Origin of the sequence: Sphingomonas flavalba, assembly GCF_004796535.1 — a bacterium.
GTDB classification, from domain to species: Bacteria; Pseudomonadota; Alphaproteobacteria; order Sphingomonadales; family Sphingomonadaceae; genus Sphingomonas_L; species Sphingomonas_L flavalba.
In genome coordinates this window covers 23,421-36,091 of sequence record NZ_SPHY01000020.1, presented here as the reverse complement: position 1 = coordinate 36,091, position 12,671 = coordinate 23,421, and the positions used below count along the sequence as shown (strand labels likewise).

14 protein-coding genes are annotated in these 12,671 nt (G+C 70.7%); 10 read left to right on the top strand and 4 right to left on the bottom strand.

Features of this window, described 5'->3' with window-relative positions:
• The 3 genes from E4A53_RS13710 to E4A53_RS13700 form a co-directional block, all read left to right on the top strand.
• Positions 1 to 792, top strand: a 792-nt coding sequence (locus tag E4A53_RS13710) for a tetratricopeptide repeat protein (RefSeq protein ID WP_136163677.1), incomplete at its 5' end; no start/stop codon positions are given.
• Between the two features lie 54 nt (positions 793 to 846).
• Complete coding sequence (locus tag E4A53_RS13705) at positions 847 to 1,662, top strand: ATP-binding protein (protein ID WP_136163676.1); 816 nt, start codon at positions 847 to 849, stop codon at positions 1,660 to 1,662.
• A gap of 17 nt (positions 1,663 to 1,679) precedes the next feature.
• The gene (locus tag E4A53_RS13700; RefSeq protein ID WP_136163675.1) at positions 1,680 to 2,192 is read left to right on the top strand and encodes a hypothetical protein; all 513 of its coding nucleotides are present in this window, start codon (positions 1,680 to 1,682) and stop codon (positions 2,190 to 2,192) included.
• Positions 2,193 to 2,208: 16 nt separating this feature from the next.
• Here the strand turns inward: E4A53_RS13700 and thrS are convergent, their stop codons facing one another.
• Complete coding sequence (gene thrS / locus E4A53_RS13695; RefSeq protein WP_136163674.1) at positions 2,209 to 4,206, bottom strand: threonine--tRNA ligase; 1,998 nt, start codon at positions 4,204 to 4,206, stop codon at positions 2,209 to 2,211.
• A gap of 193 nt (positions 4,207 to 4,399) precedes the next feature.
• Between thrS and E4A53_RS13690 the strand changes: the two genes are divergently transcribed.
• From E4A53_RS13690 to E4A53_RS13660, 7 genes are all read left to right on the top strand, one after another.
• Positions 4,400 to 4,654, top strand: a complete 255-nt coding sequence (locus tag E4A53_RS13690) for a DUF6356 family protein (protein ID WP_136163673.1) — start codon at positions 4,400 to 4,402, stop codon at positions 4,652 to 4,654.
• Entirely contained in the window at positions 4,642 to 5,388 is a 747-nt protein-coding gene (locus tag E4A53_RS13685) for an alpha/beta hydrolase (RefSeq protein ID WP_136163672.1), read from the top strand. The genes E4A53_RS13690 and E4A53_RS13685 overlap by 13 nt, the downstream gene beginning before the upstream one ends.
• Positions 5,385 to 6,140, top strand: coding sequence for a tetratricopeptide repeat protein (locus E4A53_RS13680; protein WP_136163671.1), 756 nt, complete (start codon positions 5,385 to 5,387; stop codon positions 6,138 to 6,140). The genes E4A53_RS13685 and E4A53_RS13680 overlap by 4 nt, the downstream gene beginning before the upstream one ends.
• Positions 6,141 to 6,165: 25 nt before the next feature.
• On the top strand, positions 6,166 to 6,579 hold the full coding sequence (locus E4A53_RS13675; protein WP_136163670.1) for a VOC family protein: 414 nt from the start codon (positions 6,166 to 6,168) through the stop codon (positions 6,577 to 6,579).
• A 1-nt stretch (position 6,580) separates the two neighbouring features.
• Complete coding sequence (locus tag E4A53_RS13670) at positions 6,581 to 7,654, top strand: NAD(P)H-dependent flavin oxidoreductase (RefSeq protein WP_136163669.1); 1,074 nt, start codon at positions 6,581 to 6,583, stop codon at positions 7,652 to 7,654.
• 62 nt (positions 7,655 to 7,716) lie between these two features.
• Entirely contained in the window at positions 7,717 to 8,445 is a 729-nt protein-coding gene (gene gloB, locus E4A53_RS13665) for a hydroxyacylglutathione hydrolase (protein ID WP_136163668.1), read from the top strand.
• Positions 8,446 to 8,490: 45 nt separating this feature from the next.
• Positions 8,491 to 8,910, top strand: coding sequence for a hypothetical protein (locus E4A53_RS13660; RefSeq protein ID WP_136163667.1), 420 nt, complete (start codon positions 8,491 to 8,493; stop codon positions 8,908 to 8,910).
• A 37-nt stretch (positions 8,911 to 8,947) separates the two neighbouring features.
• Here the strand turns inward: E4A53_RS13660 and E4A53_RS13655 are convergent, their stop codons facing one another.
• From E4A53_RS13655 to E4A53_RS13645, 3 genes are read right to left on the bottom strand one after another with little or no spacing between them, the layout of a single operon-like run.
• The gene (locus tag E4A53_RS13655) at positions 8,948 to 10,738 is read right to left on the bottom strand and encodes an AMP-dependent synthetase/ligase (protein ID WP_136163666.1); all 1,791 of its coding nucleotides are present in this window, start codon (positions 10,736 to 10,738) and stop codon (positions 8,948 to 8,950) included.
• 60 nt (positions 10,739 to 10,798) lie between these two features.
• Entirely contained in the window at positions 10,799 to 11,656 is an 858-nt protein-coding gene (locus E4A53_RS13650) for a S1/P1 nuclease (protein WP_136163665.1), read from the bottom strand.
• Positions 11,653 to 12,582, bottom strand: a complete 930-nt coding sequence (locus tag E4A53_RS13645) for an isoaspartyl peptidase/L-asparaginase family protein (protein WP_136163664.1) — start codon at positions 12,580 to 12,582, stop codon at positions 11,653 to 11,655. Before E4A53_RS13645 ends, E4A53_RS13650 begins: the two co-directional genes overlap by 4 nt.
• Between the last annotated feature and the right edge of the window lie 89 nt (positions 12,583 to 12,671).

Genomic DNA, 12,671 nt, shown 5'->3' with positions numbered 1-12,671 from the left:
CTGCCGGCGGCGGTGCTGGCGGCGGAGCCCGGGCGCGACGCCGTTGCGGCGGTCCGCCATGTCCGCGGGCTTGTGACCACCGGCGACGGCACCGCCGCGCTCGCCGCCGCCGCGCGGCTGCGCCGCGATAATCCCGGCGCACCGGACGCGCATATGCTGGTCGGCGACGTGCTTGCCGCCGGCGGCCGCTGGGCGGAGGCGGCGGGCGCCTTCGCCGCCGCCGCCGACATCGCCTTTTCCGAAAGCGCGGCACTGCGCCTTGCCGACGCCCAGCGCCGCGCCGGCGCCCCGCAGGCGGCATCGCTGACCCTTGGCCTGTTCCTAGCACAAAATCCGCGCTCGATCCCGGCACTGAACGCCAACGGCGCCCTGCTGCTCGCCGCCGGGCGCTGGGATGCGGCGATCGCGCTGTTCGAGGGGCTGCGGCGCCGGATCGGCGACGGCGACGCCGCGATCCTCAACAACCTTGCCTGGGCGTGGGCGGGCAAGGGCGATCCGGCCCGCGCCGCCGCCTTCGCCCGCGCGGCCCATGCCGCCGGGCCGGCCAACCCGGCGCTGGCCGACACGCTGGGCTGGCTGTTGTTCGAAGGCGGCGACCGGCGCTACGGCCTGGCGCTGATCGAGCAGGCGGTAGCGATGGCGCCGGCCGACCCCGGCCTGCGCTGGCACCTGGCGCAGGCCTATGCCGCGCTGGGGCGGGCGCACGAGGCGCGCGTCGCCGCCGAAGCCGTCGCCGCCAACCGGGATTTCCCGCTGCGCGCCGACGCGTTGGCGCTGGCCCGCGCGCCGTAACCGGGCCACACGCGGGCACTGGACCCGGCGGCGCGCCGGGTTAAGGGGGAACGCATGACCGACGACAGCCTCGCCCGCATCGCCGCCGCGCTCGAACGGCTCGCGCCGCCGCCCGCCGCGCCCGCAGATCCGCTGGCCCATCCGGCCTATGGCTGGCGCGACGGCGCGCTGGTCGCCGCGCGGCAATTCGCGCCGCTGCCGCTGGCGCTATTGACCGGGATCGACGCGCAGAAGCAGGCGCTGCGTGACAATGCCGCCCGGCTCGCCGCCGGCCATGCCGCGCACGACGTGCTGCTGTGGGGGGCGCGCGGCACCGGCAAGTCGGCGCTGGTCAAGAGCGTGGTCGGCGATCTGCAGGCGGAAGGCAGGGCGATCGCGCTGGTCGAGGTGCCAGGCGACCGGCTGGACACGCTGCCGGCGCTGTTCGACGCGGTTGCCGGGGTAGCGCGCGCCTTCATCCTGTTCGTCGACGACATCGCGTTCGAAGGCGGGGCGGACGGCGCCCGCGCGTTGCGATCGCTGCTCGAGGGCGGGACGGAGGCACGGCCGGCCAACGCCCGGCTGCACGTCACCTCCAACCGCCGCCACATCGTCGCCCGCGACATGGCGGAGCAGGACAGCGCGATCAACCCTCGCGACGTTGCCGACGACCGGCTGGCGCTGGCCGACCGCTTCGGCCTCAGCCTCGGCTTCCACAATGTCGACCAGGCCGGCTATCTGGCGATGATCGAAGGCTATTGCGCCGCCAACCGTCTGCCGTTCGACGCCGCCGACGCCGTCCGCTGGGCAACCCAGCGCGGCAGCCGCTCCGGTCGCGTCGCCTGGCAATATGTGACCGAACTGGCCGGGCGGGCGGGCAAGAGCCTTTGAACGGGGGGGATAAAGCGATGAACGGGCGGATATGGGGCGCGGCGGCCGGTTTGGCGTTGCTGGCGGGCGGCACGGCGGCGGAGGCGGGCATCTATTCCGACGACCTGACCCGCTGCCTGGTCGACAGGTCGACGGCGGACGACCGGGCGCAAATGATGCAGTGGATGTTCGTCGCGCTTTCCGCCAGCCCGGTGACCCGGGACATGGCGGCCGTCAGCGATGCCCGCCGCGAGGCGGTCAACCGCGGCGGCGCCACGCTGTTCGTCCGGCTGATCACCGACACCTGCCGCGGCCAGTCGGTCAATGCGCTGAAATACGAAGGGCCGCTGGCGTTCGAGACGGCGTTCAATACTCTCGGCCAGGTCGCGGCGCGCGGACTGATGGCCGATCCGGCGGTCATCGCCGAACTGAGCAAGCTCGATTCCTACATGGACAAGACGAAGCTGGACGCGCTGGGGCAGGAAGCGGGGCTGCCGAAGCGCGGCGCCCCGGCAACCCCGCCGGTGCCGCCCCTGCCGACACGCAAATAGGCGGGCGGCGCCGACTTCAGCGCGCCAGGTCCGGCGGCGTCGCCTCCGCGTTGAGCAGGGCGATCGCCTCGGCCACCGACATCACGCGCTGCCCTTCGCGACCGAGGGTGCGGATGGCGACGGTGCCTTCCTCCGCCTCGCGCTTGCCGACGACCAGCAGGTGCGGGACCTTCGCCAGCGAATGCTCGCGCACCTTATAATTGATCTTCTCGTTGCGGGTGTCGGTCTCCGCGCGTAGCCCGGCCGCAGTCAGTTGCGCGACAACTTCCTCCGCATAGCCGTCCGCGTCCGACACGATCGTCGCGACCACCGCCTGCACCGGCGCGAGCCAGAGCGGGAAGCGCCCGGCATGATGCTCGATCAGGATGCCGATGAAGCGTTCGAACGTGCCGAGGATGGCACGGTGGAGCATGACCGGCCGGTGCCGCGCCCCATCCTCGCCGACATAGGAGGCGTCGAGCCGTTCCGGCAGCACCGTATCCGCCTGGATCGTCCCGACCTGCCAGGTCCGGCCGATCGCGTCAGTCAGGTGGAATTCCAGCTTCGGCGCGTAGAAGGCGCCTTCGCCGGGCAGTTCCTCCCAGCCGTAGTCGGCGGTCGCGCGTCCCGCCTTGGCGACCGCCTGGCGCAGGATCTCCTCCGCCTTGTCCCAGTCGGCGTCGGAGCCGAAACGCTGTTCCGGCCGCAGCGCCAGCTTGATCGCGTACCGCTCGAACCCCAGGTCGCGATAGACGCTGTCGAGCAGGTCGCAGAAGGCGACGATCTCGTCGATCAGCTGGTCGTGCCGGCAGAAGATATGCGCGTCGTCCTGGGTGAACTGGCGCACCCGCATGATGCCGTGCAGCGCGCCATGCGGTTCGTTCCTGTGGCAGCAGCCGAATTCGGCCATGCGGATCGGCAACTCGCGATAGCTGGTGATCCCCTGCTTGAAGATCAGCACATGCGCCGGGCAGTTCATCGGCTTCAGCGCCATCAGGTCGCCGGCGCCGGACAGCACCGGCGCATCGTCCTCGGTCGACGGAATCTCGTCGGGCACCACGAACATATTCTCGCGGTATTTGCCCCAATGGCCGGAGCGCTCCCACTGGGTCGCGTCCATCAGCTGCGGGGTCTTGACCTCGACATAGCCGGCGGCATCGAGCCGGCGGCGCATATACGCCTCTAGCTGGCGCCAGACGATATAGCCCTTCGGGTGCCAGAAGACCGAGCCGTGCGCCTCCTGCTGCAGGTGGAACAGGTCCATCTCCGCGCCGATCTTGCGGTGATCGCGCTTCGCCGCCTCCTCCAGCCGCAGCAGATGGGCGTCGAGTTGCTTCCTGTTCAGCCAGCCGGTGCCGTAGATGCGGCTCAGCATCGCGTTCTTCTGGTCGCCGCGCCAATAGGCGCCGGACACGCGGGTCAGCTTGAACGCCGCCGGATCGAGCTTGCCGGTCGAGGCGAGGTGCGGGCCGCGGCACATGTCGAACCAGTCCCCGCCGGAGCGGTAGACGGTCAGTTCCTCGCCCTCCGGCAGTTCGGCGGCCCATTCGGCCTTGAACGTCTCGCCCTGCTCGCGCCAGCGCGCGATCAGCGTCTCGCGCGGCCAGACCTCGCGGACCAGCGGCTTGTCGGCGGCGATGATCCGCCGCATTTCGGCCTCGATCGCCGGCAGGTCCTCCTCGGTGAAGTCGCGGTCCTTCGGCGCGAAATCGTAATAGAAGCCATCGTCCGTCGCCGGGCCGAAGGTGATCTGGGTGCCGGGGAACAGACTCTGCACCGCTTCCGCCAGCACATGGGCGAAGTCGTGCCGCACAAGTTCCAGCGCATCCGCCTCGTCGCGCGCGGTGACCAGCGCCAGCGCCGCGTCATGCTCGATCGGCCGGCCGATGTCGCGCAGTTCCCCGTCGACCCGCGCCGCCAACGCCGCCTTGGCCAGCCCCGGCCCGATCGCCGCCGCTACCTCCGCCGGGGTAGTGCCGCGCGCCATCTCGCGCACGGAACCGTCGGGAAGGCTGATCGTGATCATCTCGGACATCGGATTGGGTCTGACCTTGAAAGCGGCGCAGGATCGCGCGCGCGACTTATGCCCGCGCGACGCCGCCCAGCGCAAGGCATCCCCGCGCTGGCGGCGATCCAGGCGGCACCAAGGTGCCCGGCACCCCGCGCGGTTGCCGCGCGGGGTGCCGGTGCTATAGGGGGCTGTGGTTTCGTTTTGCGGAAAACTGCCGATGTTCAATGCGCTGTTTCGCAATCATCCGGCCGAGGTGGGCGAAAGCTATTCCGAGCACCTTGCCGCCGCCACCGGCTTTGGCGCGAAGATGGTTGCCGGCGGGCTGGCCTGCATGGTCCACGCCGTCATCCCCGGCCTGTTCGTCACCACCGGCAGCGGCACGGTGCGGCGGCTTTATGAGGCGATGGTCGCCAAGCGGGGCGCGAAACGCCGGGCCAACATCGAATTGCAGTCGATCGAATGGGTGATCTGACCGCCGGCCACGCCGATCGCGGCGACGGCGTCCGTATTGCCTTTGCCGGCCGGGCGGGCGGCGGGCCGACGATCGTCTTCCTGCCCGGTTACCTGTCCGACATGACCGGCGGCAAGGCGATGGCGCTTGACGGCTGGGCGGCGGCCAACGGCCGCGCGATGCTGCGTTTCGACTATTCCGGCGTCGGCGCCAGCGAGGGCGATTTCGAAACCGCGACCCTGACCCACTGGCGCGACGACGCGCTGTTCGCGATCGATTCGCTGACCAGCGGGCCGCTGCTGCTGGTCGGCTCGTCGATGGGCGGCTGGCTGATGCTGCTCGCCGCGCTCGCCCGGCCGGAACGGGTGGCGGGCCTGGTCGGCATCGCGGCGGCACCCGACTTCACCGACTGGGGCTATACCCAGGAGCAGAAGATGGAGATCCTGTCGCGCGGGCGGGTCGAGGAAGCGTCGGCCTATAGTGACACGCCGACCGTCACCACCCGTGCCTTCTGGCAATCGGGCGAGGCGCACCGGCTGCTGCAGGGCGAGATCGCGATCGACTGCCCGGTGCGCCTGCTCCACGGCCAGGCCGATCCGGACGTCCCCTGGCACCACTCGCTTCACCTTGCCGAGCGGCTTCGTTCAGCCGACGTGCAGACGCTGCTGGTCAAGCGGGGCGACCATCGGCTGTCACGCGAGTCCGACATCGCGCTGCTGCTGGCCACCGTTGCCGCCATGCCGGAACCGCGATGATCCTGCTTCTGCTTGCCGCCCAGGCCGCCGCCGTCCCGCCCGCAGCGGCCGAACCGTCCCGTTTCGCCCAGTGCGCGGCGCTGGCCGCGGACGCACCCGATCAGGCGATAGAACAGGCGAACCAGTGGCAGATGCTGGGCGGCGGGGCGGAGGCGCGCCAGTGCCTTGGCCTCGCCTATGCCACGCAGGAGCGGTGGATTCCGGCGGCAACCGCGTTCGAGCAGGCGGCGCGGCAGGCCGAGATTTCACAGCAGACCAGCCCGGCGGCGCTGTGGGTGCAGGCGGGGAACGCCCGGCTGGCCGGGGGCGAGGCGCAGGCGGCGCGTGCGGCGTTCAACGCGGCGCTGGCGCGCGGCGAACTGGCCGGCGCAACGCTGGGCGAGGCGCATCTGGATCGCGCCCGCGCGGCGGTGGCGCTCGGCGACCTGGCGGATGCGCGCGGCGATATCGACAAGGCGCTGGCGCTGGTCCCGGAAGACCCGCTCGCCTGGCTGCTGTCGGCGACGCTGGCGCGGCGGCAGAACGACCTGGCCCGCGCGCAGAAGGACATCGAGGCGGCGGCGGAGCGATCGCCCGACGACGCTTCGGTCGCGCTGGAGGCCGGGAATATCGCCATCCTGTCCGGCGCACCGGCGGCAGCGCGGGCGGCGTGGCAGGGCGCGATCCTCAACCAGCCGGGCAGCGCCGCCGCCGTGACCGCCGCCGCCCAGCTGAAACAGCTTGACGCCGAGTCGCCAACGCCCGAGGGCTAGGGGCGGAACGGTCCGGACACGGCGCATGAAATATCTCCACACCATGATCCGGGTCAGCGATCCGGTTGAAACCATCCGGTTTTTCGAGCTGATCGGCCTGCGCGAAGTCAACCGCATCGACAATCCTGCCGGGCGGTTCACGCTGATCTTCATGGCGGCGCCGGGCGACGAGGACGCGCAGGTCGAACTGACCCACAACTGGGACCCGGAAAGCTATGGCGGCGGCCGCAATTTCGGCCATCTCGCCTATCGGGTCGAGGATATCTACGCGACCTGCCAGCGGCTGATGGATGCCGGCATCACCATCAACCGCCCGCCGCGCGACGGCCATATGGCGTTCGTCCGCACCCCGGACGGCATCTCGATCGAGCTGCTGCAGGACGGACATCTGCCGCCGGCCGAGCCATGGGCGTCGATGCCCAACACGGGAAGCTGGTAAAATGACCCGCTGGCCCGACCCGGCGCTGCTGGCGCGGGTGGGGATGACGGTGCCGATCATTCAGGCGCCGATGGCCAATGCCGGGGGCGTCGCGCTGGCGGTCGCCGCGATCGAGGCGGGCGCGGTCGGCTCGCTGCCCTGCGCGATGCTCAGTCCGGAACGGATGCGCGACGAGGTGGCGGCGGTGCGCGCCCGGGTGTCCGGCCCGATCAATCTGAATTTCTTCTGCCATAGGCTCGGCCCGGTGCCGGACGACGCTGCCTGGCTGGCCAGGCTGGCGCCTTACTACGCGGAATACAATGCCGCCCCGCCCGCCGATCCGCCGCCGCTGCGCGCGCCGTTCGACGCGGCGATGTGCGCGGCGGTCGAGGCAGCAAAGCCGGATATCGTCAGCTTCCACTTCGGCCTGCCCGACGCGGCGCTGTTCGGCCGGGTCAAGGCGACCGGCGCAATGGTCATCGCCAGCGCGACCAGCCTGGAGGGCGGACGCAGGCTGGCCGCCGCCGGCTGCGACGCGGTCATCGCCCAAGGCTGGGAAGCGGGCGGCCATGCCAGCCGCTGGCTGGCGGAAGACGGCGACCCGATGGGCCTGTTCGCGCTGCTGCCGCAGATGGTCGACGCGGTCAGGGTGCCGGTAATCGCCGCCGGCGGCATCGGCGACGGGCGCGGCATCGCCGCCGCGCTGACCCTTGGCGCCAGCGCAGTCCAGCTCGGCACCGCCTATCTCCACTGCCCGGAAAGCCTGATCAGCCCGATCCACCGCGCCCTGCTCGCCAGCGACGCGGCCGAGCACAGCATGGTCACCAACCTGTTCACCGGCGGCGCGGCGCGGGGCCTGCCCAACCGGCTGATGCGCGAAATCGGCCCGGTCAACGCGGATGCCCCGCCTTTCCCCTACGCATCGGCAGCGCTGGCGGAGCTGCGGCACAAGGCGGAGGCGGCGGGCGATCCGGCCTTCACGCCGCTATGGGCCGGGCAGGCGGCCGCGCTCGGCAGTTCCGGCGAGCCGGCGCGGCTGCTGACCGAAAGGCTGGCGCGTGAGGCACTGGCCCTGCTCGCGCGGGGGAGCCCATAGCCGAGGGGCGGAGACGGCGGGCGCCGCTTCCATGACGGCCGTTTACCCCCTACGATCGCGCGATGCTGGAAATCGCGCGAATCCCGGTGCTCAACGACAATTACGTCTGGCTGGCCCACGACCCCGCCGCGGGCGAAACCGTGGCGGTCGACCCGGCGGTTGCCGATCCGGTGCTGGCGGAAGCGGACAGGCGCGGCTGGCGGATCGGGCAGGTCTGGAACACCCACTGGCACCCGGACCACACCGGCGGCAACGCCGCGATCAAGGCGGCGACCGGCTGCACGATCACCGGCCCGGCGGCGGAGGCAGCGCGAATCCCGACGCTCGACCGGCTGGTCGGCGAAGGCGATGTGGTGACGCTGGGCGCCCACCGCGCGACGGTATTGGCGGTTCCGGCGCACACCGCCGGCCATATCGCCTATCACTTGGCCAACGACGCGACGGTGTTCGTCGGCGACACCCTGTTCGCGATGGGTTGCGGCCGGCTGTTCGAGGGGACGGCGGCGCAGATGTTCGCCAACATGCGGCGACTGGCCGCGCTGCCCGCCGACACCGCCGTCTACTGCGCCCATGAATATACCGAGGCGAACGGCCGCTATGCGCTGGCGGCGGAACCGGACAATGCCGCCATCGCCGCGCGGATGGCCGAGGTGACGGCGCTGCGCGCGGCCGGCGAACCGACGGTGCCGACCAGCATCGGCGCGGAACGGGCGACCAATCCGTTCATGCGCGCCGACAGCGTCGCGCAGCTGGCGGAACGGCGCGCCGCTAAGGATAGGTTCAGGGGCTGAATGCGACACTGACGCTCAGGGACGAATTATCGAGAGGAACGCAGCATGCGGCATAGTCTCACCCTCTGCATCGCGGCCGGGCTGGCCAGCCTGACCAGCGGATCGGTCCTGGTCGCCAGCCCGTCCACGGCGCGCGCCGAGCGCGCCGCCGCCGACCAGGCGAAGCTGGACAAAGCGCTGGCCGGCAAGACCCCCGGCAAGCCGGTCAACTGCATCGCGCTCAACCGGGTCAACGGCACCACCTATATCGGCGACAGCACGATTCTCTACCGGGTCAACGCGAAGCTGACCTACCGCAACGACCCGGTCGGTGGCTGCCCCGGGCTGCGCAACGGTGCCGGGCTGGTGACGCGCACGCCGTCGACCCGGCTGTGTTCCGGCGACATCGCCACGGTGCGCGATTTCGTCACCGGCATCGAGACCGGGGCGTGCAGCATGGCGGAATTCGTGCCGTACCGGAAATAGAGTTTGTCCTGTTCAAGCGGCGCCCGCGAAAATCCGGTCACCCCTTGTAGAGCGCGTCGAGCCGGGCGCCGTAGATGTCGCGCAGGATGTGGCGCCGGACCTTCATCGACGGCGTCATCTGGGCGTTCTCGACGGTGAAGGGCTCGTCAGCGATGATGATGCGGCGGATCTTCTCGACCACCGACAGGTCCTGATTGACCCGGTCGACCGCCGCCATCACCGCCGCGCGATATTGCGGATTGTCGGCGAGTGCGCGGAAATCGCAGCGATAGTCGTTGGCGATCGCCCATTCGGCGGTCCATTCCGGGTCGGGCACGATCAGCGCGACGATATAGGGGCGGCGATCGCCATAGATCATCGCCTGCAGCACTTCGGGCTGGAGGGTCAGAATACCTTCGACCTTCTGCGGTGCGACATTGTCGCCCTTGTCGTTGATGATCAGGTCCTTCTTGCGGTCGGTGATGCGGATGCGGCCGGCGGCGTCCAACTCGCCGATGTCGCCGGTGTGCAGCCAGCCGTCGACCAGCACCCGGTCGGTTTCTGCCTGATTGCGCCAATAGCCGTGCATGACCAGCTCGCCGCGCACCAGTATCTCGCCGTCATCGGCGATCCGCACCTCCGTATCGGGGAGCGGCGGGCCGACCGTGTCCATCTTCAACCCGGCCGACGGGCGGTTGCACGAGATCACCGGCCCCGCCTCCGTCTGGCCATAGCCCTGCAGCAGGGTCAGGCCGAGGGCGTGGAAGAACACGCCGATGTCCGGGTTGAGCGGCGCGCCGCCGGAGACCAGCGCCTTGATCCGCCCGCCGAAGCGCTTCTGCACCTTGGGCCGGAGCGTCCGGCCGATGAAAAAGTCCATCGGCCTGTCCCACAGCGGCAGCCGCCCGGCCAGGTCCTTGCCGCCCAGCGCCAGCGCGCGGCGCAGCAACGCCGGCCCCAGCCCGCCCTGCTTCTCGATCGCCTTGACCATGCGCTGGCGCAGCACCTCGAACAGGCGGGGAACGACGACCATGATCGTCGGCCGCACCTCCTCGATATTGGCGGCGAGCTTGTCGAGCCCCTCGGCATAGTAGATCTGGCCGCCCAGCCCGATCGGGAAATGCTGGCCGCCGGAATGTTCATAGGCGTGGCTGAGCGGCAGGAAGGACAGGAACACCTCATCATCCCAGCCGAAATCGTCGGCGATGATCGCGGTGCAGCCGGCGACGTTGTGCAGAATCGATCCGTGATGCTGGCATACTCCGCGCGGCGCGCCGCCGGTGCCGCTGGTGTAGATGATGCAGGCGAGATCCTCGCGGCCGAAGGTGGCGGCCGCCGCCGTCGCCGCAACGTCGGGCGTCTCCGCCGCGATCAGCGCGTGCCAGTCGTGGAAATCGACGCTGCCGCTCTGGGCGAAGCGCAGCGGTTCGATGCCGATCAACGCCGCCGCCTGGCTGGAACGCAGCATCGCCGGCAGCAGCGTTCGCGCCAGCTTGTCGGTGGATACGATCACGGCCCGCGCGCCGCTATTTTCCAGGATATGGGCGTGGTCGCGCTCGGTATTGGTGGTGTAGGTCGGCACTGTGACGCAACCGGCCGCCATGATCGCCAGGTCGGCGATGCACCATTCCGGTCGGTTTTCCGACACCAGCATCACCCGGTCGCCGGGGTTGAGGCCGATCCGGCGCAGCGCCTGGGCCAGCGCCGAAACCTGTTCCGCCACCACCCGCCAGCTGAGCGGCTGCCAGCGCCCGTCCAGCTTGCGCCACAGGAACGGCGCATCGCCCTTTTCCGCGGCGCGGGTGAAGAACATCGTCACCAGATTCGGAAACGGCTCAAGCCTGCGCATTCTGTTACCCCGTCCTGCCCCAGGGCATAGTAACCGTCCCGCGACGCGGGTCCAGAGCGGTCAGCCGAGCGCTTCGTCGAGCAGGCGGGCGAGGCGCAGGCCGCCGCGCAGCACCTGCGCGCGCAGGACCGGGATCGCCGCGCGGATCTTCGCGTCATCAAGCTGGACCCGCGCCGGTTCAGGCCCGCACGGATCGGCGATCACTGGTGCATAGACGGCGTCGCGGGCGATTTCCCAGCTTTGCCGCGACCAGTCTTCGATGCTGCCTGCCGTCATGGCCGCCCGTTCGGCCGGGGTGGCGGCGGTGCGCAGGCCGGCGGCGCCGGCGGGCGGGGTCGAAATCGCGCGCTCGGCCAGATAGCCGTCCCAGACCATGTGCAGGTTAATCCGCCCGCCGGCGATGCCGTAGCCGGCCTTGACCCGGTTGCCGCCGGCATCGTCATGCTCGCCGGCGTGGAGCGGCTGGTGCAGGTCGCCAACGAAATGGACGAGGAAGGCCAACGCCATCAGCCGCTCACGCGCGGGCACCGTCCGGTCCTTCACCAGCGCAAGGTTGCGGGTGATCTGCGCCGACACGCAGTTGCCGTCGCGACAGGCCGGTTTCAGGCCGAACGGCTTGCAGATGTCGACGTCCTGATAATGCCAGCTCGCCGCATAGCTGAAGCGGGAGCCGAGCGTCTTGACGCAATCCGGCCAGACGCTCGCCTCCGCCAGCGTGCGCGCCGGGCAGGCCGGCGTTTCGAGCAGCGGCGCGGCGCGCAGCAGCCGGCGAATCGCCAGCCGGGTGGCGGGGCGCACCTCCGCCAGGGCGATGCCGGCGACGGTTTCGTGGCCATACTCCCAGAACGCCCGCGCCGGACCGGGCAGCAGCACCGCCAGTGCGGCAAGCAGCAGGCCGAGTCGTCTGGCGATCATCATTCGTCCCCGAAGATCGCGACCACGGCCGGCGCGGCGGCCGAAACCATGCCGCGATACATGCCCGGCGTGTTGAACCGCCAGCCGCCAGTACCGTCGGTGCCGACCAGGATGACGCCGCCGCTGCCGCCCATCGCGCCGACCTCCGCGATCGCCGCCGCGCCGGCATCCAGCACCGATTCGCCCAGCATGCGGACCCGCGCGCCGATCTCGTGCGCGACATTGGCGCGGATGAAGAATTCGCCGGCACCGGTCGCCGACACCGCGCCGGCGCGATCGTCGGCATGGGTGCCGGCGCCGATCAGCGGCGAATCGCCGATCCGCCCCCAGCGCTTGCCGGTGACGCCGCCGGTCGAGGTGGCGGCGGCGACATGACCCTGCGCGTCGCGCGCCACCGCGCCGACGGTGCCGTATTTCATGTCGACGTCGAAACCGTCGCCGCCCCGGGCCAGCATCGCGTCGCGCTGGCGGCGGCGGGCGGCGGTCTCGAACCAGCCAGCATCGGCCTGTTCCAGCCCCTGTTCGACCGAGAAGGCGTCGGCGCCGGCGCCGCTCAGCAGGACATGCGGGCTATGTTCCATCACCCGCCGCGCCAGCGCGACCGGATGGCGGGTGCGGGTGATGCCGGCGACCGCCCCGGCGGCACGGTTGCGCCCGTCCATGATCGCCGCATCCATCTCGATCCCGCCGTCATGGGTGAAGGCCGATCCGCGCCCGGCGTTGAAATGGGGGTCGTCTTCCAGCACCCGGACCGCTGCCTCGACCGCATCGAGCGCGGCGCCGCCGCCGGCGAGCAGCGCGGCACCGGCGGCGAGCGCGGCGTGCAAGCCGGCCCGCGCGCCCCGGTCCTGCTCCGCCGGCAACGTCGTCCGCGTGATCTGCCCGGCACCGCCGTGGATGACCAGGACCCAGCGAGACGATTGCGGCATCAAGAAACTCCTGTGGAATGCGAGGCTTCTAAGCCAAAGCCAGTCGCGGCGGAACCGGCCTTGACGACAAATGCAGAGTGACGAATGCG